Origin of the sequence: Pseudovibrio sp. Ad46 (assembly GCF_001623065.1) — a bacterium.
Lineage (GTDB): Bacteria > Pseudomonadota > Alphaproteobacteria > Rhizobiales > Stappiaceae > Pseudovibrio.
Window position 1 is genome coordinate 123,787 of record NZ_LMCG01000005.1, and the last position, 21,203, is coordinate 144,989.

Consider the following 21,203-nt stretch of genomic DNA (forward strand, 5'->3'; position numbering starts at 1 on the left):
GCATCTCATGACCATAGAAACAAGCCTCAAACCACCGCGAAAGCAGCTCTTTTCTGGCGATACTCCTATGAGCCGCTTTCTCTCGGAGTTTGTGGAGAGCAAAGTCGCCGTCGTCGCTGCGCTCCTGCTGTTCACAATCATCATGGCAGCACTGTTCGCCCCATGGATCACCCCGCAAAACCCCTATGACCTGGCACAAGTCAGCGTGCTGGATGCCCGCATGGAGCCGGGAGAGCAAAGCTTTGACGGATACACCTTCTGGCTTGGCACAGATGGGGCAGGGCGCGATCTGTTCTCTGCAATCCTCTACGGCCTGCGCATCTCGCTCTCCGTCGGGGTGACAAGTGGCATCATCGCTCTTGTCATCGGCATGTCAGTCGGCCTGATCGCAGCTTATGTTGGAGGCCGTACAGAAACCTTCATCATGCGCATTGTGGACCTGCAGCTCTCCTTCCCAGCGTCTCTGGTTGCTTTGATGTTGCTGGCACTGATGGGCAAAGGCGTCGACAAAATCATCCTCGCCCTCGTCGTCGCTCAATGGGCCTATTACGCCCGAACGGTGAGAGGAACAGCCCTTGTTGAGCGTGGCAAAGAGTACGTGGAAGCTGTCACGTGCCTTGGTCTCAGCCATGCCCGCGTGCTCTTCCTGCACATTATGCCCAACTGCCTGCCGCCACTCATCGTGGTAGGAACGGTTCAGACCGCCCATGCCATTGCGCTGGAAGCAACTCTGTCGTTCCTCGGAGTTGGTCTGCCACAGACAGAACCATCTCTCGGCCTGCTCATTGCCAATGGCTTTGAGTATGTGATCAGTGGCAAATACTGGATCTCAATCTTCCCCGGCATAGCCCTGCTCATCACCGTGGTTTCAATCAATCTGGTGGGTGATCAGCTGCGTGATGTCCTCAACCCGCGCCTGAGGAAGTGAGGACAATATGAACACGCCAAACACACTCACAGTCAAAAACCTCAAAACCCACTTCTTCACCAAGGCAGGTGTGGTCAAGGCCGTTGATGATGTCAGCTTCTCCGTCAAACCCGGTGAAATCCTGGGCCTCGTTGGTGAAAGCGGCTCCGGCAAAACCGTCACGGGTTTCTCACTTATCGGTCTGGTGGACGAACCGGGCAGGGTGGTCGGCGGCTCAATCCTCCTCAATGGGGATGATCTGGCTAGAAAAAACGAAAAACAGTGGCGTGAGCTAAGAGGCAAGAAGATCGCCATGATCTTTCAGGACCCCATGATGACCCTCAACCCCGTCCTGCGCATCGATACGCAGATGATTGAGGCCATTCAGGCCCACGAGGACATCTCAAAACAAGCTGCACGACAACGTTGCCGTGAAGCACTGGTCCGCGTCGGCATTGCTTCTCCGGATGAGCGCCTCGCGTCCTACCCGCACCAGTTCTCAGGCGGTATGAGACAGCGTGTGGCCATCGCCATCGCATTGCTGCACGAGCCGGACCTGATCATCGCAGATGAGCCAACAACAGCGTTGGACGTCACCATTCAGGCACAGATCCTCTACGAGGTCCGCAAACTTTGCTCAGAGACCGGCATGTCCCTCATCTGGATCACGCATGATCTGGCTGTCATCAGCGGTTTGGCAGACAGGATCGCCGTTATGTACGCTGGGCGGATTGTGGAGCAGGGCAGCATTGATGAAGTGCTGGACGCACCACTGCACCCCTACACCAAGGGCCTCATTGAATCCGTCCCAAGCCGCAACAAACGCGGCGCCAAGCTCTACCAGATCCCCGGTATGACACCATCTTTGCTCAACCTTCCTGCGGGCTGCGCCTTTTCAAGTCGTTGCTCGGCAAAGCAGAGTGACTGTCTGGTTGCTACGCCAGAAATCACGCAGTTAGGAGAGGAAAGACAAGTCCGTTGCTTCCATCCTGTAAAGCAGGAGGAAATGGCATGACACTTCTGGAAACTCCGGTCATTGAACTGCAAGGCGTTTCCAAGCGCTTCACCAAAAAACTGGACCTTGCTGAAAAAACACTTCGTTTCTTCGGTTCCAACCTCAAAGAGCAGGTGGTCCACGCCGTTGATGATGTCTCGCTCAGCATTGCACCGGGCGAAGTGGTTGGTCTTGTTGGCGAAAGCGGCTGCGGAAAATCTACGCTGGGCCGCGTCGTGGCAGGCATCCATGAGGCCAGCAACGGCACCGTTCAGTTCCATGGAGACAACGTCAAACAGCTCTCCGGTGCGGATGCCAAAAATGCCCAACTGAAGGTGCAGATGATCTTTCAGGACCCCATGTCCTCCCTCAATCCGCGCAAACGGGTGACTGAGATCATCGGGGAAGCCCCGCGTGTCCATGGCTTGGTCTCAAAAGCAGAGCTCTCCGACTATGTGGACCAGATGCTGCTGCGTGTGGGGCTCGATCCGGATTTCAAAACCCGCTATCCGCATCAGTTCTCCGGCGGTCAGCGACAGCGTATCGGCATTGCCCGTGCCTTGGCAGTGAACCCGGAATTCCTCGTCTGTGATGAGTCCATCGCAGCGCTGGATGTGTCCATTCAGGCGCAGGTCATCAACCTTTTCATGGACTTGCGAGCCCAGCTTGGCCTCACCTATCTGTTCATCAGTCATGATCTCGGCGTGGTGGAGCACCTCTCCGACCGTGTGGTGATCATGTATCTGGGTCGCGTAGTTGAGATCGCAAAAACTGATGAGCTATTTGCCAGACCAAACCACCCCTACACACAGGCCCTGCTGCGCGAAGTCCCGCGTATTGATGCCCGCAAGCAGGTGTATGAGCCGATCAAAGGCGAAATCCCGTCACCTCTTGCACCACCAAGCGGATGTCATTTCCATCCGCGCTGTCCATTTGCCACCAAACGATGCTCAGAGCAGCAGCCAACCCTGAGGGAAATTGCTCCCGGCCATGTCTCTGCCTGTCACCTTAATGATGCCTAGTTAAACCAAAAATATTTGAGAGAAACACATTGCCCCAATCCATCGAAAACGTGCTGAACATCCATCGACCCGCAGAGCTGACCAACCCGCTGGTGGTAGACTCTCCTCATTCAGGAGAGATCTACCCCGCGGACTTCCGCCCCTGTGTGCCCGCCAGCCGCTACAAATGCGCAGAAGACAGATACGTCCATGAACTCTTTGAAAAGGCGGCTGAAACGGGGGGTGTCTACCTCGAGGCGCTCTTCCCTCGCATCTATATCGATCCAAATCGTCGTGCCGACAACATTGATCCGACCACCATCAAAGGCTGGACACGAGCTGCAAAGCCTGATTTCCGCAGTGACCTCGGCAAAGGCCTCATCTGGACGGAAGCCCCGCCTACCAGCGGCCCGCTTTATGATCGTGAGTTGAGCGCTGCGGAGATCGAAAACCGCATAGACGCCTATTACACCCCCTATTACGACGCACTCACCCGCCTGATGGAACAGGCCCACGCCCGCTTCGGTGTGGCCTATCATCTGGATTGCCACAGCATGCAGGCGGTCTCCACCGTCATGCACGAAACTGGAGCAGGCGAAAAGCGGCCAGACATCACACTCAGCGATCGGGATGGCACCACCTGCGACCGCGAATACATCTACACAGCTTGGGAAATCCTCACAAACCTTGGCTATGAGGTGAAGATCAATGATCCCTACAAAGGCGCAGAACTGATCATTCACACAGGCCGCCCCCAACAAGGCTGGCACTCCCTCCAGATCGAAGTCAGCCGTGGCCTCTACATGAGCGAAGTAACACTAGAAAAGTACCCGAACTTCAACAATCTCCAACAAGACCTGGGAGTCTTCCTGAATCGCCTCTCCGAGTTCACAAAACAAAAAATCCAACAGCCCGTTTAACTTAACAAACTTTGTAGAGCGGAATTAGGAGATATATTTGCCTTAAAAGCTATCCAGAATTTAAGCAGGCCTATGAGGCAGCTCGCCGTTTTGCTGCTGACAGCCTTGTTGATGAGATGTTGGAGATTGCGGATGATGCTCGCAATGACTGGATGGAGCGCATCAATCGAAGTGAAACCACAGCGGTTTTCAATGCAGAAAACGTTCAACGTTCGCGCTTGCGCATACAAACGCGCCAGTGGATTGCAGAGAAGTATTTCCCTTCTCGCTATGGTCAAAAGATAAGAAGTGAAGTCACTGGAAAGGACGTGGGGCTCTGCAAGCGGAAGTAACCGGGCTTGATATTCACGGAAAGCAGATGTCAGAGCTTGAAATTGCGCGTCGTGTTGCATTCCCTTTGCAAAAAGGCGCGCAAGCACATAATTGGCTATCAAATCAAACGTAGTTTGGTTTTCAATGGGCAGTAACAGGTCCGCCCATTGATTTGATCTCTTGTGCTTAGTTACTCAGAGTGCGCTCGAAAGTAATCAATTGCTTCCGCGACTCTTGCCCTAATGGCTGCAGCGACGCGGTCATAACCCATTGTACGGGCGATGGCATTGACCGGGTCCTCTTCGCTAAGCAAGTGCGGCTGCTCATCAATGAGACCGGCGATTTCTGCAATTGGAATATCCGTCACAGAGCGCCTGTAATCTTTGTTGACTACTGGCCTGAAGCCAATGAGTTGCGTTTTGCTATCTTTTTCCCAAACGAAGGTGCCTGTTGTTTCCTCGTGAAGTTCGAAGTTTGCAAAGTGCTTCTCAATTTCGCGTCGCAATACAGCTCCAGTCCGACTCCAGCCATGCGCTTTGGTAATACGCTGCGCCAATGCAGTATCTTTGATTGGCCCTTCATCCGAAACGATTTTTCTGATCATCTCTGACAGGGTCGGGGCGTAATCAGAGTCGTGGAACTTGTCTGGGTTCGGTGAAAGGCCAGAGAGGTCTGTCCACTCATACGGCTTTGATGTTGGCGATGGAACACTCGCTGCTGACATTGCAGAAGAGTTACCGCGTAAGGGAGTGCTCTGTTCAGGTTCACCCCTATCAGCTTCCACCGCTTCCTCGGGATCTTCAGGAGATGCCTCTAGGGTGTCTTCATCAATTTTAACAGCAAGATGCTCTTCTTCGCGTTTTTCAGCCTCTGCTGCTTGCTCTGCCTTCAATTTATCTGCGGTGCGGCTATCGACTAACAGATCTCGCAGTTTGTGGTGAATCTCGTCTGCTACATGTTGAGAGTCGTACCACCAATCAGGAGACCAAATACGAAGGATTTCCCAGCCTAGATTGCGCAGTACCTGCTCGCGTACTTTATCGCGATCACGTGCTGTTGCTGAACTATGGTATGTTGCTCCATCGCATTCTACGCCAGCAATAAACGCTCCGGGTTTATCTGGGTGTACAATGCCTAAATCTACTCTGAAGCCTGACACCCCGACTTGCGGAACAATTGTCCAGCCTCGCATCTGGAGTGCTTCGGATACAGCTTCTTCGAATGGGCTATCATAGCCTCCCACAGAACCATCGTCTGAAGCTGCTAGCGCAATTGTGCCTTTTTCAGCAAAGCTCAGAAACTCCTTAAGATGCTTTACGCCCAGGGCTTTCGTCCGAGATGTATCAATAGCATCTGCTGTAACTGTACTGAAAATGAGTAGTTCTTCGCGTGCGCGGGTTATTGCAACGTTTAGTCTGCGTTCACCGCCATCTTTGTTGATTGCACCAAACGACATGGACATTTTGCCTGCAATGTCGGGGGCAAACGTAATCGAGAACATCATAACATCGCGTTCGTCACCCTGAACGTTTTCAAGGTTGCGCACGATGACAGGTTCAATGCGTTCATCAGCAAAGAACCATTCCAACTCAGGATGATTGCGTAACTCGGCGTCAAACAAATCCTGAATCAAACTTTGCTGCTGTTGGTTGAAGGTTATTACACCAAGTGTAGGACGATCTTCTTCCGGCAGATCAATCCACTTGCGCAGGCGTTTAACAGCTTCTTTTACGATGTTTTGGGCTTCTAGCTTATTAGTTCTGCTCTTGCCTCGGTCATAGATTGCATCCGGCGTGTGAACGAGTTTTACAGCACGGTCTGCCACGACAGGTGATGGGAATGTAATCAACCTGTTATCGTAGTAGTGCCAGTTGGAGAATGCGATGAGAGACTCGTGACGACTGCGGTAGTGCCAATTCAGTTGTAAGTTAGGTAAACCAGAGGCTTTCGCCTCTTCAAGGATGCTTTCCAGATCCTTCTCGTAGGCTTCTAGCTCTTCATCATCATCTTGTTCTGAGCGGCCAAAGAAGTTGGTTGGAGGCAGCTGCTTAGGGTCACCCACAATGATAGTTTGCGTACCACGTGCGATTGCTCCAACAGCATCCCAAGTCGTGATCTGGGAAGCCTCATCGAAAATCACCACATCAAACTGTGATTGGCCCGCAGGAAGATACTGCGAAATTGACAGCGGAGACATAAGAAGGCAGGGAGCCAGCTTACTAAATGTTCCAGGCATTGCCGAAATAACGTCACGAATAGACTTGCTTGGCCGCTTCAAGTTCATTTGGTGGCGAAGCGTTCCAAGTTCGGAGCTTTTTGGAACGGCATGCTGTGATGGCAGCTTATGGTTTAGGGCAGATTGTACTTTGTATGCCGCAGTAGCCCGCACTTGATCATCGAGCTTTCGGAATTGCTGTAACATTTCCTCATGCTTGAAGCGCTTGAAGCTGCGAAGAACAGGAGTGTTATCAATCGCTTCAGGAAGCCACCAGTTTGCGAAGGCGACAGCAAAACGTTTCCCTAAGTCCTCATGAGGGATGAGTTTGTTCTCAACAGCTTCAATAAATGGCGTAAGGTCTTGATTTTCAGCAGTTGTTTTGACTTTCTGCCATTCGGTCCAAATTTGAAGTTGTTTTGCATTTTCTTTTAAGACGCTGAGATCGTCCTGCAGTTTTTGCAAGATACCAGCTCCTTCAAAGTGATCTTTGTTAGAGCCGGTGATATCGCAAAAGCGACCTAACTCGGCACGAAAGAGTTTTGCTGCTTCAATCAGCTTTGATGCCTGCAAGCGCAGTGGGTCATCAGCTCTTCCCTCAGACAGGCTAGAGCGGAGTTTTTCGTTTTTGAAGACCGTTGCGTTGCTAAGATGATTTATTTGTCGGAAGGCCGCATCAATTTTGCCTGCGAGGTCGAAGTACGACAGAAGCTCATTTGGATCGGTGCCAGTTCCATTCCAATCAGGGAAGAACTTCGTTTCTTCCTGATCTTCTAGCGAGGTTAATGCGTCTTGCATTTCTCGTAGGCATGCAATGTCAGTTTCAGGGTTGGCCTCCCCGGCGCGTGCATAAGTTTGCAGGAGCTTTTTCACTTTCCCTTTAGCAAATACTGAGAATGGCCACATTTTTGAACAGGCTTCTCGCCAGCTGTGATCGAGAGAATCTATGGGTAATCTCAAGATTGTTTTTTCGTCATAAGACGCGCTGAGTGATTGCCCTGCAGCTTTAAAAAGAACTAAATCTTCTTCAAGACTCCGTACCGTTTCCTTGATTTCGTCGAGGCGCTCTTCGAAGATTACCCCTAGCTCTGTTCCTTGTGTCGACAGCAGTAACTCAGCGAGAGAGCAGATATCTTCAATATCGGATAGCGTGAGATCAATACTTGCTTTGAAGTCTGTGTACTTATTGAAGGCATCAAGCTGACTTAATAGCTCATGAATCGCCCTAGATACATCACCAACCACGTTTATGAGGTCATGCTCCCAGCGTACAGACCAATCTTGGTGCTTCACGAGGTTGAGAGCGGGGATTGGCTGTACTTCACGGTGCACACTGGCGATGTTGCTTACAGTGTCCTGAAGCTGTGCAAGCGTTTCCTTCCCAATGCTTCTGTCGTTATCCCATGTGAGTTTTGGGATGTATTCATTGGCATGTTTTACAGCCAACCCCAGAGCATCAAATACAGTAAGTCCACATGCTGAAGGCGTGTGAAGGGCAGTAATATAATCGTTGAGGTGATCTCGGCGAACTTTGAGCTGCTCGTTGATGCGCACCCATTCGCCTGTATCTGGCTTTGAACTTTGCTCCCACGAAGTCTTAAGTTGCTCCAAAAACTGCTTTCGTTCAGCTTTGTTTGAATGCAGCTCTAAGCAGAACTCGCCTAACCCATGTTCTCGTAAGCGACGATAAACAACGTCTAGTGCAGCAGTCTTTTCAGCGACAAACAAAACACTTTTGTTGTTAGCCAAGCATTGAGCGATCATGTTTGTGATGGTTTGGCTTTTGCCAGTACCGGGAGGGCCGACAAGGATGAAATCCTGACCTTCCACCGCAGCCATGACAGCGCTTAGTTGAGATGAGTCCGCAGGGAGCGGGGTGATGATGTCTTTCGGATCGTATTTTACATCGATATCGCGCTCAGATGGAAAAGCCGTTGAAACACCCGGTTCAAATGCCTTGTCTGGGTTATCAATTAAGTGCCTTACGACCCGGTTCTTACGCAGATCATCAGTACGCTCAACGAGGTCCTTCCACATAAGGAACTTGGCAAAAGAGAAGGTTGAGAGGGCCGTCTCATCAACAACTTCAAAGCCCGGCACGTCACGTACCGCTTTTCGAACCATCTCAAATACGTAAGGAACGTCAATGCCACTCTCATCAGTTGGCAGTTTTGCGTCGAATGGTGGAAGAGAAAGATTGTAATCCTTCTTGAGAAACTCCATCAGAGTTGCGTTAAAACGGACTTCGTCTTCATGGTGCTCCAAATTGAAGCGAGATGCAGCGCTCTTACGTGTGAGCTTCACTGGGATAAGCAGCAGCGGAGCTTTGTAGGCCTTTTCGTCATCAGCTGACTTCTTCCAACGCAGGAAGCCGACTGCAAGGAACAAGGTGTTGGAGCCGCCCTCGTTCAGATCGTTCTTTGCGCGCCTGAAAAGCTCTGTCAGGCGCTTATCCAGCTCTCGTTTCTCTAAAGTGGAAGGAAGCTCGTTTCTTGCAATTGCTTGAGCTGCAAACTCTTCATCCAGATCTTGCCCGGTCTTTTTGAGATGCAGATCTTCATCGCGCTCCCCATGAGGATTCTCTTCTGGCAGCGAAATAACCCGAATTTTCTTCCGCTCAGCGAGGCGATCCTCCAGAAGCGGAACGTCCGTGCATAAAAATGGAACTGTTTGTTTGGTGGACTTAAAATTCAAAAGCCGGTTTCTCAACGACAGATCAAGCAGTTTATTCTGCCAGCGTGCGATTCGATCCTTTGGAGTACGTGGAGATTCTTTAGCTTCATCCGTAGGGAGCGCATCAAAGCTAGGTGCTTTAGGCAGAGGTAGAGTAGTCGCCTCAAACTCCGGCGCTTCAGCATGGTTTTCTGAAGATGCAGCTTGGTGTGACGCCATAGGACGAATTTGAGAAGCTCTGGCGCGTGCTATATCAATCGCGCCAATAAAACCCGCTTCGTTTTCTTCGTTCGTGTAACTTTTAGCAATCGCAATCGCTTTATCAAACTGGTCTGCCGGACGGCGGGTAATACCTGTTGTTTCGAACACAATAAGTTCGCGTGCAGCAAGCGCTTTTCTGATCTCAGTCGGATCTTGTTCAATAAGGGACGGAAGTGTTGTCTCTCTCAGCCAGAAACCGCAATAACTATGCCCCTCGATGATGAGAACGACAGGATTTAAGCCAATGGCTTCTAGGGCAGATGCAAAGAAGAGTGTGCTGTCGAAGCAAGTGGCAAGCCCCTGTTCTCGAATAGTAGAAGGACGCCGAACTTTCTGACCGTGAACTTCAAAACTCTTGGGTGGCTCTGCATACATTAAGCCCATTCCAGCCACAGCAGACCAGAGCGCTGCACCAAGCATGTAAACTCTCTTGGGATCCTTACTTTGGTATCCGTCCAGGGCGGGCGAGTATCCATATTTTACGAGAACTTCCCCGGCATCTCGCTGAACCTGAGCGATAGCAGGATCGTTTGGCATGACAAACGCAGCTGCAATGCTTGCCATGCCTGCAAAGCCGCCCCATTCGTCGCGAGCTAATAACCGCAATTCTTTTCTGTGCTCGGCGACAAGTTCCCCTTCAGCATTGCGCAGATGGAAAACTGCGACACCTTTTTCCGCCTCATCCAGTCCTCGCAGGTAATCTGGGTCTAAAGTCACCTCAAGATTTGAAAGGCTGAGTGTCTCGTCTGCAGGTAAGCGATCAATCTTCCAGCTCTTGGCCTTTGCGAATGACGGAGTGAAGCTTAGCTCTAGCGTAAGATTGTTCTGAGCGTGTTCTGCTGAGTTATGCAGTTCAACCATGGAGAGGAGGGGAACCGAGTTCTGCCAACTCGCATAATTCACGACGCTGGAGATTGTCACTTGGAATGAAACGCCGCAATCTGTCTCTTCAGCGCGTGCCTCTTGAGTGATCTCCAGCATGTTTGCCCCCTAATAAACGAAATGACTTTAAATCAAGATTTAACTTTCCATTAACATATTAGACGCGCACTACAACATCCTGAGAAGCCTCTCAGGACAAGGGACATATGAATTCTGAATATAAGTGAATTCCACTCAGCTTCGATTTAATTGTTACCGTCCAGACCAGAGTATAAATACGCAAATTTTGTGATTTGAGGCGCCGATAAGCCTCTGCTTTATTGAAACGGTTCATCGTAGGGAAACCTACGCTTTAATTCGGATGAGTATTTTGCAGTTAGTTGCAAAATGAAACGTTATGATGCTCTGAGAATGAAATTTATCATTCTTTCAGAGTGTCCTATTCGTTTTCATCAATGGAATGTTGAGGCATTAGATATGGCTGATAAATCCAAGATCTTTAATGCAGTCCGGCAAGCCATTGATGCGGCTCCTGAAGGAGGCAGAGCTGCGGAGATACATCTTCAGTCACTTAATATGCTGAAGAGCTAGAACATGTGACGGGTAAGGAGTTTGCTCATAGCGTGGGCATAAAAAAATCTTATGGAACTGAGTTCAACAAGATGAAGAATATCGTAAACCGCCTGAAGGCGGCTGGTCTCAACCTGCCAAAAATTTAGAGGACGATTGATCCTATTTGGTGAGTTACCAAATCACATGAACTACCTGTGCGTGGTTCCTTTGCCGAAATCCACAGTCATACAAATCTATCTAAGTCATTGAAAAATATGGTGCACCCGATAGGATTCGAACCTATGGCCTCTGCCTTCGGAGGGCAGCGCTCTATCCAACTGAGCTACGGGTGCCTGTGTCGGGCGTGGGTGCCCTTGAGATGTTGTAGTCTTTACCCGATCCTAAGCCGCGCTGCAATGCGCCAATTACAACAACCCTCGAAAATGTGGAAAGGCGTGGGGAGAGCTTATGCCTCCTGCAAGATACCCAGTGGTGTCAGGTGGTTATCCCAGCTGACGCCAGCGCTCTGGCTGATGGTCCGGGCCACACCATCCTCGGTTCCGCCAAAGCTGATGGCGCCGTTTCCGTCAGTCATCGCAAAGCTTTCCTCGTCCAGCGGGGCCACACCGCAGCCGTCTGCGAGCTGGTGGTAGCCGATGAAGGAGCGCTGTGCCACATCCCAGTAGAGGATTTTGCCGCCGCGTGGGCAGGAGGCTGCGATTACGTCGCCGGAGCGGTTCATCTCTACGCTGCCAATGTAGTTTTGCAGGCCTTTTGTGATCTCCAACGGCATTTCCAGCGCTTTTGCAGGCTTGTCGAGCCCCAGATGCACCATTAGTGGAGGCGTTGCGTCTTTCGCGCCCTGAAACTGTCCGCCGACCCATACATCGCCATTGCCGTCAAAGCTCATGTGGCGCAGGGAGAGCTGGTGCAGGTCTGTGCTCAAAGCCTGTTTGGCAAGCAGATCACCTGTTGCTGTGTTGATGAAAGCGATAGTGGGCTTCATCGTGTCCAGATTCAGCTTTTCGCGGCCCATGTCCGGGTGAGTTTCAATCCCGCCATTGGCAACAACAAGCTGCGAGCCGTCCGGAGACATCAGCAAATCATGCGGACCAACGCCATAGCTCTCGAACTCGCCAATCCGCTTTGGCTGGTCACCGGAAACATCATAAACGCCGATCACACCGCGCACGTTGGCAAAGTCATTTTCCGGCGCATAAGCCAAACGGCCATCGGGGGAGAATACCCCGTGCCCATAGAAATGACGATCTTCTGGTGATGTGAAAACAACCGGCTCTCGCGCACCCGTCAGGTCCGCAAGCACCGCAAAGGTCTCGGGCCGCCGTGCGAAGGACAGCAGGCGCATAGAGTTGCGGTCAAAGGAAATGGCATGCCCGCGATCCGGCAACGCTGTCTGGTACAGCACCTCGCCATCTTCGCTAAACACAGCAAGAGCATAACTGCCCGTTGGTGTACGCAAAGCACTGGCAAACAGTTGCAGGTCTGCGGCCTCAGTAAAAGGCAGGCCATTGGCAAAAGCCAGAGAACTGCTGGCACTTAAGGCAATACCAGAGGCAGCAAGGCCGGTTAAAAACTGCCGTCTGCTCAGAGCAAGGGGCTTAGTCGCCATCAAGCGCATTAAAGCCTCCTGCAAGGCCAACATAGCCAGCAAGGTCTTCTGCCATCACAATCTTGATGCCATCGATAATGGTGATGAGATAACGCAGTTGCTCGCGCACCTCTGGCTCTTTGCCAGTGTCCTGAAGTGGTTTTGGCAAGTTCGCAAGCACACGCTGCGCATTGGTAAATTCAAAGTTCAGCGAGCTTTCTACCCAGTCCTGCTCGTCTTCCAGCACCTTTGCGTAGCCACCTGCATTCAAAGCGCCTTGCAAACCCGCAAGGCTGGCTGAAAGGTAAGTGACAGCATTACCGCTGCGGGCAAATGGAGCTTTCTTCGGATTGGCCTTCTTCTCAGTCTTGCCAAGCACAACAAGCAGATACTGATCTTTGTCGACAATCAGACCCGTGGTGATGGCATTGAACACCATCTCCGCAGCTTCTTTGTGGGTGTGCACCACACCGCCACCTTTGGTTGGCTCCAGAAGCACCTTGGAAAAACCGTCAGGATCAGCCCATTCGGCTTCAAGCTCCAATCCGGCACCAACCAGATTGATGCTGATGCTCTCGGCATAATCGCAAAGGTAAACAGCGTCCTTGCCAGAACCAAGCGTCAAAGTGCCATCACTGGCATAAGAGATGCGTTCAAGAGCAGTCAGCCCTTGCAAGGCAACGCTTTTGACAGAAAGGGAAGCGGGATCGCGAACGGTAGGGTTCTGCTTGGCAACCACCTTGTTGATCTGGCGCCGCACCACACCGCGACTGTCCGGCAAAAAGGCGAGGCGCTGAGCAAGGTTGTCCTGCGCCATTGGCCCATAGCGTAAAAAGTCAACGCCAGCGAGTGCGGCGACGGATTTGCTGAAAGCCTCGTTAAAGGCAGTGGTGCTTTCAGTCGTGGAACTGGTGCACAAATCACCAGTCCGTTTCTCAAGGTCGCTTAGCGCGCTGACAAGCTGTTTGGTCGCCGGGCGAATATACTGCACTACGCTGGAGCGCGGGAACTGAGCATAGTCAGTGGTATCAGCCGCAAAAGAGGGCGTAGAGACAACAATTGCCGAGGCAACGGCCAGGCTGAGAGTGACAGCACGCTTAAACTGCATCAAAGAGACTCCAGGAACCGGATCAGATTAGCTCGATCCTTAGCAGGCATTTCAACTACACGGGTTTTGGCAGCGTCTGCTTCACCGCCGTGCCACAGCACAGCTTCCAGCAGGCCACGTGCACGTCCATCGTGCAGGAAGAACCTGTGATTATTGACAGTTTCTGTCAGTCCAATACCCCAAAGCGGCGGTGTTTTCCATTCATTTCCGCTGGCAGAACCTGTTGGACGACCATCAGACAAACCTTCGCCCATATCGTGCAACAGCAGGTCTGTATAAGGCCAGATCAGCTGGAACTGATGCTCCGGGTTTTCAGCAGTGCGGCTGGTGACATATTTAGGCGTATGGCAGCTTGCACAGCCTGTCTCGTAAAATACCTTTTTACCAGCAAGCACTTGGGCGTCATTTGCATTACGACGCGCTGGCACGGCAAGGTTTTGAGAATAGAACACCACAAGGTCCAGAACCGGGTCTGGCGCCTCAGAAACACCAAGATGCGCCTGCTCGCCATGTGCTTGCTCAAAGCACGCAGTCTGAGCTTCGGTGCAGTCTCCATAATTGCGCAGGTCATACGGTGTCGAAATGCCGATATCGCCTGCAAATGCGCCAGCAGATTGAGATTGCACGGTCGCGTTCAAGGCTTTCCAGCCAAAGCGGCCAACCTGCTTGGTGTCAGGGTCAGCAGGGTTCACCCAGCTTACACGGCCAGAAATGCCATCACCGTCAGCATCCTCCGGATCAGCCTGAGAGGTGATGTCAGTGTCTGCAATCGCTTCCAGCAGGCCAAGGCCAATCATTGGCGGCGCAACACGAGCCGAAATCAGCGCATGTTCAGACATCGGTCCATAAGCCAGATTCTCAATGGTGTAGGTCGGCTTGCGTAAAGAGGCAGTCTCACCTTCAGAAAGATCAATCTTGATCTCTTCATAGGTGATCTTCATCTCACCTTCTCCGGGCACGCCCGGCACGCCAAAGTTCTGCAGCTGGCCACCATAGGTCGGCTCGGGAAGGAGAGGCACTTCACCGCTCTCAATCAGAGCCCGCTCTTCCGGCGTGGAAGGGGCAACTGAGAGGCGCATGAAAATGGAAACTGGGCGTTCGTCATCAACCGGCGGGCGACCGCGCCCTGCTTTCGGGTGACAGCTTTCGCAGGCGCGGGCATTAAACAACGGCCCAAGTCCGTCAGAGGCGCGTGTAGAACTCGGGGTCGACACCCAGAATTTCTGGAACAGGCTCTCACCCAGACGGAAGTCCTGATGCTGCTCGAAAGGGAGGTTGGCACTTGGGTAGGTAAAGACAGCGCGATTGAGAGGCTTCCGGGTCGTTGTTTTTCCCGCTTGCATCAACTCAAAATTTTCAGCTTTGGAGAAATCTGTCGGTGCCTTCAAAACCCGGCTGACTTTCGCTTTATCCCCGTCACTGAGATCGGTACGCTGGTTCAGATCAACAGCAGAAGCGGCGGGAATGAGGAAGCTGGTAAAAGCGGCGGTAGTGGCTATCACTCCTGCACGACGGCGAAGTGTGGCTGGAACCATTCCTGGCATAACGGGTGCCTGTATTTACATAGGCCTTCGCAAAAACGCTAAAACACGCAAATGAACGCACATAACAACGCAAACAAAAGGCGAGGGGGATAAGTCCCGCACGAGGTGTCTCGTGCGGGACTGGATATCTTATTCGAATACTGCAGAAGGGTTGTCGAGGCTGTCGGAGCCTTCGAATGCAATATTTTCCAGCTTCAGCACCTGAACAGCACGCTGAATGGAAGATGTCTGGTCAACCAGGCTATCGATAGCAGCCTGTACCACTGCGTTACCCTCTGTGTTTCCTTCACCAATCATCTGGTCGTAGGATTCAGTGGTTTCAGCGCGGGTTTTCATGGCTGTAAAGGTGCCGAGGGAAGCATTCAGCTTGCCTTCCAGCTCAGTTGAAACAGCGGAATCTGCCTTTGCAAGCAAGTCCTTAAGGGAAGTACCCTCAACAACAGAACCATCAACGCGGGTGTATTTACCCTGGAATACGTTGTTGATGCCAACCACGTCGTTGTAGTGGGACATATGGGTGTTGTCAGAGAAGCAATCATGCTCTTCTTCAGGATCGTTCAGCATCAGGCCGAGCTTCATGCGCTCACCAGCCAGTTCACCGTAAGACAGGGAACCCATGCCGGTCAGGATGGTTGCGATGCCTGCAGCTTCGCCTTTGTCAGCCAGCTCTTTACGTGCTGCGCCGTCGGCTTTCCATGCTGCGACCATCTCTTCCAGATCGGTGATAAGCAGCTTCGTTGCAGCCTGAAGGTAGTCTGCACGGCGCTCACAGTTGCCGCCGGTGCAATTTGCAGTGTCGAAGTCAGAAGCAGGACGGTTGCCAGCACCTTTCCCCGTTCCGTTCAAATCTTGTCCCCACAGCAGGAATTCAATTGCGTGGTAACCGGTCGCAACGTTTGCTTCCACTTCACCAGCTTCCTGAAGCTGCTCAGCAAGCAGTGCAGGTGTGATTTCAGTGGCGTCGATTTCTTCGCCAGCAACAGTCAATTTAGTGTTTGCAATGATGTTCGCTGCGTAAAAAGGGTTCTCTTCGGACTCATTGCCGTAAGCACCATCAACGTAGTCGATCAGACCCTCGTCAAGCGGCCAGGCGTTGACCTTGCCTTCCCAGTCATCAACGATCGCGTTACCAAAGCGGTAAACTTCTGTCTGCTGGTATGGGTTACGAGCTGCAATCCATGCGCGGCGTGCGGCCTTCAGGTTGTCTTCAGTTGGCTCTGCGACAAGCGCGTCCACTGCACCCTGAAGGGTCTTCGCAGTTGTCAGAGAGTCTTCAAACGCTGCCTGGGCGATGTCGCCGTAGGTTGCAAGAACGTCAGAAGGAGTTGCAGCGACAGCAACAGTAGAAAGGCTGCCGAGTGCTACAGTACCGAGCAAAGCGCCACGGATAAAGCTCATTGTAATCCCCTTAAATGTGCAGTGAATTCGCCTCGCGCTGCGAGCGGAAAATCCGGGCTGCACGAATTCAGTTTGCCAAATGTTGTCACGCCCTAAAGCGTGAGAAAACTGCGGCTATTTCATATTCCTGACTATTGTTGTCAAGTTTAAAAACGTGCACTTTCAGTAGTTTAGAGTATTTCTAAATATGAGTTTCAGTTGCAACTTATTGTCATTAAAAGCTTTTCTGCACTTTTGCAGTTGCAAATCATTCGCATAAATAAATGGGATAATATTGGGAAAATACGCGAATCCCCCGCTCAACTGTTACCGTTTGTTTGGCATATCTTGACTTCGCAGCACCTATGCGCTCTTACGGAACCTTCTTCAGGTACATTGCATTTAATTGGCATCAATCAGCCAGTCTGTCTGCACCAACAACGATAAGAACAGGGTATGGCAGCTCGATTAAACACGCTTGCTCAATTGATACTTCGTGGCTGGAAAGCAAACGCATTTCGCTTGCTGCTGGTTCACTATGCCTTTGTTTTTCTCGGTGCAGTTGCAATCACACCTATTGTTGCTGGTATCGGCAACTTCGTTATTGGCCTTTCCGGCAATGCGGTGCTGGCCGATTATGAGATCGCGTCTTTCTTTCTGTCGCCGATTGGGCTGCTCGGTGCGTTCTTCTTTGTCGTCGTCTTCATCGCCATGGCACTGCTTGAGCAGGTCGCTCTGCTCGCGGTGCTGGATAGGCAGGAAAGCGCGTTCCCTGCTGCACGTAATGCCCTGTTTTCAACGCTCAGCATGTTCCCCCGCCTTGGTATGTTTACATGGCGGCTGACACAACGCTTAGTGATGGCAATGATCCCGGGTCTTGTCATTATCGCACTGAGTATACTAATCTTTTTGCAAGAACATGACTTCAGCTACTACCTCCAGTTTCAACCCGTTGAGTTCTGGATGGCTGCCTTCTTCATCGGAATTGGGGTGGCACTGGTTATCGTTATGCCACTCTACGCGATCCTCGTCTGGGGGCTGTCTTTGCCGCTGGTGGTGCTGAGAGATCATCCTGTTGGCTCCGCTTTTTCGCGGGCCCGGTTCCTCTCGCGTGGCCTCCGTCCTGTCTTTGCAGGTGCCGTCTCGCTGTGGTTACTTCTGGACATCCTCATCCATGCGTTCTTCCTGATCTCGCTGGAACTGATCGGCTCCTACGCCATTTCGTTTGGGGAGAGCTCCCCCGAGACATTGGCAGCGATCCTGGGCAGTCTCGTCGTGCTTCTGTTGGTCGGCAATACACTGATCAGTGGCGTGATGTCTGGCACTATGGCGTTGCTTTTCAAGGCAGCTTTGTTCGTTGCCGATGGAAAGGGGCACACGTTCTCTGAGGTGCCGCATACGCCAAAGCTGGAGAGTAAGTGGGCCAACCCACTGACACCTATGCGCCTTGCCGCTCTCATTGGAGTGGTCGGAACCATCGTGGTGCTGACAGGGACGTATTGGGTCTCAGCCGATCTGCCGCAAAAAGATGTCCTGATCATCGCCCACCGCGGGGCCTCCGCGCATGCGCCGGAAAACACCATAGCAGCACTGGAGCGAGCAATTGAGGACAAAGCCGACTGGATTGAAGTCGATGTTCAGGAAGCCGCAGACGGCTCCGTGGTCATCGCCCACGACAGCGACTTCATGCGCCTCATCAGCAAGCCAGCCAATGTCTGGGACCTGACACTGGAGGAAATCCAGGCTCTCGATGTGGGCGGATGGTTTGGGATGGAGTTTCAGGGTGAACGCGTCCCAACGCTTCGCGAGGCGCTTGAGATTGTGAGGGGGAAGGCAGTTCTCCTCATCGAGCTCAAATATTATCCCCGCAGCCGCAACGAACACCTCGAAAATGAGGTCGCACGCATCATCACGCAGGCTAACATGGAAAACGACATAGCAATCATGTCGTTAGAGCGATCAGCCCTCACAAGAATGCGAAAATTAGAACCAAATTGGAACATCGGCCTTCTTACCGCCACATCTATCGGTAATTTCTCCGAACTCAAAGGAAACTTCGTAGCCGTCTCCTCCGCCTCCGCCTCTTTGAACTTCATTAGAAGAACACAAGAGACCGGTAAGCAGGTTTTCGTCTGGACGGTTAACAATCCGTCTACCATGTTGCGCTACATCTCCATGGGCGTAGATGGAATTATCACGGATGATCCTGCACTGGCGCGTAACACCTTGGAAGAATATAAAGAAATGAACCAGTTCGAGCGGTTATTACTTCATACTTCTGTCCTGTATAATCTGAGCTTGAACTGACACTTAGACCGTAAGAATCTAGTATATGCCGTATCTTCTAGTAGTGTTTATGGGCGCGTTGCTGACTGCCCTCTCGATGACCAATTCTGCGACTTCCAAGCCGCCAGTATTGCTGCTGGGAGACCGCGACACTGTCAATGCGATTGTTGCCGAGGTTAACCTCCCTGACGACCGCCGTGGCCTCGTGCATGTCATTTTGGAAGATGCTCGTGTCAAAGCAGAGCGCCTGGATAGCCCAATTCTGCCGATTTCTGCCAGTGCAGAACCTCTCGTGGAGCTTCCTGCTGACAAGTTTTCACTTGAGCAACTGGATGTCGAAACGCGCAGTGAGCTCGTTGAAGTTCTCGATGAAGATCAAATGTCCGAGTTACATCGCGCAATAGAAGTGGTTTTGGCGAGTACTGATACCGTTAGCGTAGATTAATCTGAAATACTACGCTATCTACCTGAAGTAACAGGCCTATTACTCATCATCTTCGTTATCGTCCGGAATAGCAAGATCCACCGCTCCTCCTACGACACTTGTTCCAACCTTTGCAGTTGTTGTTACTGCAGTTGTAGCAACAGAGACCGCAGCTCCCCCGACTGAAACCACGGCACACCCAGAAATTCCGAGTAATACTGTAAAGATACTGGCTGTTATCGCGGTAAGTTTCATTCATTCCCCTCAAAAAACTGTCGTGAACCTCCTTAAAGGTCACCTATTTCACTTAAATTTGAGGGGTAAGAATTACGATTTCCCTACTTAATCCCTGCGCGCATGAAGCTCTGCACAAATTGTCTCTGAAACAGCAGGAAAGCGATCAACAGCGGACCTGATGTCATGAGCGTTGCTGCGTTGATAACGCTCCACTCCACACCTCCATCAACCGCAGCAAAGATAGAAAGTCCAACAGTGACGGGACGCGTCTCTACCGAGTTGGTGATAATCAGAGGCCAGAGGAAATTGTTCCAGTGGTGGCTGACTGAAACAAGCCCGTAAGCGAGGTAGGTCGGAATTGCCAGCGGCACGTAAACCTTCCAGAGCACTATTAAAGGTCCGGCGCCCTCAACGCGTGCGGCTTCATCTAACTCTCGCGGAATAGTCTTAAATGTCTGTCGCAGAAGAAAGATTCCGAACCCAGATGCCATATAGGGCAAGCCAATTGCTACGATGGTGTCTATCAGGCCAAGGTTTCGGATCATCTTGTAATTCTCGACAATCAGGATATCCGGCATCACAAGCAGCTGTAAAAGCACCAGAGTGAATAGGATATTTGAGCCGGGAAACTCAAAGCGTGCAAAGGCATAAGCTGCCAGAGTGCCCAAAACAAACTGCGCTATCAAAATGATCGTCACCAGCATGGCCGTGTTCAGGAAGTACTGAGCAAATGGAGCTGCTGACCAGGCTTTAGTGAAGTTCTCCAAAGTGAGCGGTGCAAACAACTCGAAGTTGGCTTCATAAGCTGCTGGATGGAATGCAGTCCAGATCGCATAGAGCAGAGGCAGGGCCCATAAGATCGCCAGTGTCCATGCTCCGAACGTGTTGAGAGCACGGTCAAAATCGAACTGGCGTGGACGTGTTGCTTCAACAGTGTTGGAAAGAGATAAGTCGCTCATCTGTAGTGCACCCGACGATCCATGAAGAAGAATTGGCCGATCGCAATGATCGAAAGAAGCGCCAGCATCACGACAGTCAGCGTGGCGGCATAAGAGGTTTGCCAGTACTTGAAGGCGACCTCGTAAATATAAAAGAGCAGCAAAGACGATGCGTTATCTGGCCCTCCGCCTGTCATGGTGAAGATGTGATCCACCAGACGGAAAGAATTGATAACAGCGTTGATAGATACGAACAAAGTTGTTGGCATAAGCAAAGGCCATGTGATTTTCCAGAAGAAGGTCCAACGACTTGCCCCTTCAATATCAGCAGCTTCTTTGTAGGAGGGTGGAATAGCTTGTAGTGCTGCCAGATAGAAGATCATGAAGAACCCGGCTTCTTTCCAGATAGTCACAACCATCATGCAAATCAGCACTGTTTCCTGCTGGCCCAGCCATGAGTTCTCGGGAAGCCCGAAGACGCCCATGCGGATCTGGTCGATCAACCCAAAGCCCGGTGTATAAAAGAACAGCCAGATATTTGCGACCGCGATCAAAGGCAACACGGTCGGCGCAAAGAACGACATGCGTACAAGGCTACGTCCCTTGAGCTTGTCATTCACCCAGATGGCCATCAGCAGGGAGATGCCGATAGAAGCTGGAATGGTTGCCATCGCATACCAAAGGTTATTGACCAGCACTTTCCAGAAGGTTGGGTCCGCCATCAACTCCTCATAGTTCTGCAATCCAACAAACTTAGCTGGCCTGCGCCCACGCGGAGTGGAGAAGAAGCTATTGATGATAGTGGTGATGGCCGGGAAGTGGGTAAACGCGAACAACATCACCATTGCTGGAGTGAGCAAAAGCCACGCGTAAATCCACTGCATACGTCTGGTCATCGGGCAACCTCTTGGAAAATGCTGGAGCGAGGCATAGAACGGCTGCGCCTCGCTGGGTCATGCGAAA

Annotated in this window: 16 protein-coding genes and 1 tRNA gene; 8 read left to right on the forward strand and 9 right to left on the reverse strand. The window is 51.6% G+C overall.

The genetic code is table 11. The features are described from left to right. The first annotated feature begins 7 nt into the window (after window positions 1-7). From PsAD46_RS02120 to PsAD46_RS28790, 5 genes are read left to right on the forward strand one after another with little or no spacing between them, the layout of a single operon-like run. Window positions 8-928, forward strand: a complete 921-nt coding sequence (locus PsAD46_RS02120) for an ABC transporter permease (RefSeq protein ID WP_063306040.1) — start codon at window positions 8-10, stop codon at window positions 926-928. A 7-nt stretch (window positions 929-935) separates the two neighbouring features. Beyond that, on the forward strand, window positions 936-1,922 hold the full coding sequence (locus PsAD46_RS02125; RefSeq protein WP_063303306.1) for an ABC transporter ATP-binding protein: 987 nt from the start codon (window positions 936-938) through the stop codon (window positions 1,920-1,922). Then, window positions 1,919-2,923 carry an oligopeptide/dipeptide ABC transporter ATP-binding protein gene (locus tag PsAD46_RS02130; RefSeq protein ID WP_063306041.1) on the forward strand — a complete coding sequence of 335 codons (1,005 nt, stop codon included), beginning with the start codon at window positions 1,919-1,921 and terminating at the stop codon, window positions 2,921-2,923. Before PsAD46_RS02125 ends, PsAD46_RS02130 begins: the two co-directional genes overlap by 4 nt. Before the next feature lie 29 nt (window positions 2,924-2,952). Beyond that, on the forward strand, window positions 2,953-3,822 hold the full coding sequence (locus tag PsAD46_RS02135) for an N-formylglutamate amidohydrolase (RefSeq protein WP_208981629.1): 870 nt from the start codon (window positions 2,953-2,955) through the stop codon (window positions 3,820-3,822). Between the two features lie 35 nt (window positions 3,823-3,857). Then, on the forward strand, window positions 3,858-4,154 hold the full coding sequence (locus PsAD46_RS28790; protein ID WP_343229272.1) for a hypothetical protein: 297 nt from the start codon (window positions 3,858-3,860) through the stop codon (window positions 4,152-4,154). A 170-nt stretch (window positions 4,155-4,324) separates the two neighbouring features. Here the strand turns inward: PsAD46_RS28790 and PsAD46_RS02145 are convergent, their stop codons facing one another. After that, window positions 4,325-10,264 carry a DUF3320 domain-containing protein gene (locus PsAD46_RS02145; RefSeq protein ID WP_063306043.1) on the reverse strand — a complete coding sequence of 1,980 codons (5,940 nt, stop codon included), beginning with the start codon at window positions 10,262-10,264 and terminating at the stop codon, window positions 4,325-4,327. Between the two features lie 288 nt (window positions 10,265-10,552). Here PsAD46_RS02145 and PsAD46_RS28240 point away from each other — a divergent pair, with 288 nt between their 5' ends. Further along, entirely contained in the window at window positions 10,553-10,756 is a 204-nt protein-coding gene (locus PsAD46_RS28240; protein WP_206599608.1) for a hypothetical protein, read from the forward strand. A gap of 237 nt (window positions 10,757-10,993) precedes the next feature. On the opposite strand, the gene PsAD46_RS02155 is transcribed toward PsAD46_RS28240, so the two are convergent. The 5 genes from PsAD46_RS02155 to PsAD46_RS02175 all read right to left on the reverse strand — a co-directional run bounded on the left by PsAD46_RS02155 (window position 10,994) and on the right by PsAD46_RS02175 (window position 16,376). Further along, a tRNA-Arg gene (locus PsAD46_RS02155) sits at window positions 10,994-11,070 on the reverse strand. Between the two features lie 113 nt (window positions 11,071-11,183). Further along, window positions 11,184-12,347 carry a DUF1513 domain-containing protein gene (locus PsAD46_RS02160; protein WP_063286485.1) on the reverse strand — a complete coding sequence of 388 codons (1,164 nt, stop codon included), beginning with the start codon at window positions 12,345-12,347 and terminating at the stop codon, window positions 11,184-11,186. After that, entirely contained in the window at window positions 12,337-13,434 is a 1,098-nt protein-coding gene (locus tag PsAD46_RS02165) for an imelysin family protein (protein ID WP_063286321.1), read from the reverse strand. The genes PsAD46_RS02160 and PsAD46_RS02165 overlap by 11 nt, the downstream gene beginning before the upstream one ends. Beyond that, entirely contained in the window at window positions 13,434-14,978 is a 1,545-nt protein-coding gene (locus tag PsAD46_RS02170) for a di-heme oxidoredictase family protein (RefSeq protein ID WP_084404308.1), read from the reverse strand. The genes PsAD46_RS02165 and PsAD46_RS02170 overlap by 1 nt, the downstream gene beginning before the upstream one ends. Before the next feature lie 129 nt (window positions 14,979-15,107). Then, window positions 15,108-16,376, reverse strand: a complete 1,269-nt coding sequence (locus PsAD46_RS02175; RefSeq protein WP_063306044.1) for an imelysin family protein — start codon at window positions 16,374-16,376, stop codon at window positions 15,108-15,110. Between the two features lie 435 nt (window positions 16,377-16,811). On the opposite strand from PsAD46_RS02175, the gene PsAD46_RS02180 reads away from it, so the two are divergent. Together PsAD46_RS02180 and PsAD46_RS02185 are read left to right on the forward strand one after the other, a co-directional pair. Further along, entirely contained in the window at window positions 16,812-18,662 is a 1,851-nt protein-coding gene (locus tag PsAD46_RS02180; RefSeq protein WP_063306045.1) for a glycerophosphodiester phosphodiesterase, read from the forward strand. Between the two features lie 25 nt (window positions 18,663-18,687). Further along, window positions 18,688-19,086: a hypothetical protein gene (locus PsAD46_RS02185; protein ID WP_063286324.1), complete on the forward strand. Its 399-nt coding sequence runs from the start codon at window positions 18,688-18,690 to the stop codon at window positions 19,084-19,086. Between the two features lie 39 nt (window positions 19,087-19,125). Here the strand turns inward: PsAD46_RS02185 and PsAD46_RS02190 are convergent, their stop codons facing one another. The 3 genes from PsAD46_RS02190 to PsAD46_RS02200 all read right to left on the reverse strand — a co-directional run bounded on the left by PsAD46_RS02190 (window position 19,126) and on the right by PsAD46_RS02200 (window position 21,136). Then, on the reverse strand, window positions 19,126-19,320 hold the full coding sequence (locus tag PsAD46_RS02190; protein WP_063286325.1) for a hypothetical protein: 195 nt from the start codon (window positions 19,318-19,320) through the stop codon (window positions 19,126-19,128). 83 nt (window positions 19,321-19,403) lie between these two features. Next, a complete protein-coding gene (locus tag PsAD46_RS02195; protein WP_063286326.1) occupies window positions 19,404-20,261 on the reverse strand; it encodes a carbohydrate ABC transporter permease in 858 nt (285 codons plus the stop codon). Beyond that, window positions 20,258-21,136, reverse strand: coding sequence for a sugar ABC transporter permease (locus tag PsAD46_RS02200; RefSeq protein WP_057463099.1), 879 nt, complete (start codon window positions 21,134-21,136; stop codon window positions 20,258-20,260). The genes PsAD46_RS02195 and PsAD46_RS02200 overlap by 4 nt, the downstream gene beginning before the upstream one ends. Window positions 21,137-21,203: the final 67 nt, after the last annotated feature.

Excerpts from the sequence above, each read along its gene's own strand:
- PsAD46_RS02120 (WP_063306040.1), top strand. The coding sequence starts at position 8 with ATGACCATAGAAACAAGCCTCAAACCACCGCGAAAGCAGCTCTTTTCT.
- PsAD46_RS02125 (WP_063303306.1), top strand. The coding sequence starts at position 936 with ATGAACACGCCAAACACACTCACAGTCAAAAACCTCAAAACCCACTTC.
- PsAD46_RS02130 (WP_063306041.1), top strand. The coding sequence starts at position 1,919 with ATGACACTTCTGGAAACTCCGGTCATTGAACTGCAAGGCGTTTCCAAG.
- PsAD46_RS02145 (WP_063306043.1), bottom strand. The coding sequence starts at position 10,264 with ATGCTGGAGATCACTCAAGAGGCACGCGCTGAAGAGACAGATTGCGGC.
- PsAD46_RS28240 (WP_206599608.1), top strand. The coding sequence starts at position 10,553 with ATGAAACGTTATGATGCTCTGAGAATGAAATTTATCATTCTTTCAGAG.
- PsAD46_RS02160 (WP_063286485.1), bottom strand. The coding sequence starts at position 12,347 with ATGGCGACTAAGCCCCTTGCTCTGAGCAGACGGCAGTTTTTAACCGGC.
- PsAD46_RS02165 (WP_063286321.1), bottom strand. The coding sequence starts at position 13,434 with ATGCAGTTTAAGCGTGCTGTCACTCTCAGCCTGGCCGTTGCCTCGGCA.
- PsAD46_RS02170 (WP_084404308.1), bottom strand. The coding sequence starts at position 14,978 with ATGCCAGGAATGGTTCCAGCCACACTTCGCCGTCGTGCAGGAGTGATA.
- PsAD46_RS02175 (WP_063306044.1), bottom strand. The coding sequence starts at position 16,376 with ATGAGCTTTATCCGTGGCGCTTTGCTCGGTACTGTAGCACTCGGCAGC.
- PsAD46_RS02180 (WP_063306045.1), top strand. The coding sequence starts at position 16,812 with ATGGCAGCTCGATTAAACACGCTTGCTCAATTGATACTTCGTGGCTGG.
- PsAD46_RS02185 (WP_063286324.1), top strand. The coding sequence starts at position 18,688 with ATGCCGTATCTTCTAGTAGTGTTTATGGGCGCGTTGCTGACTGCCCTC.
- PsAD46_RS02190 (WP_063286325.1), bottom strand. The coding sequence starts at position 19,320 with ATGAAACTTACCGCGATAACAGCCAGTATCTTTACAGTATTACTCGGA.
- PsAD46_RS02195 (WP_063286326.1), bottom strand. The coding sequence starts at position 20,261 with ATGAGCGACTTATCTCTTTCCAACACTGTTGAAGCAACACGTCCACGC.
- PsAD46_RS02200 (WP_057463099.1), bottom strand. The coding sequence starts at position 21,136 with ATGACCAGACGTATGCAGTGGATTTACGCGTGGCTTTTGCTCACTCCA.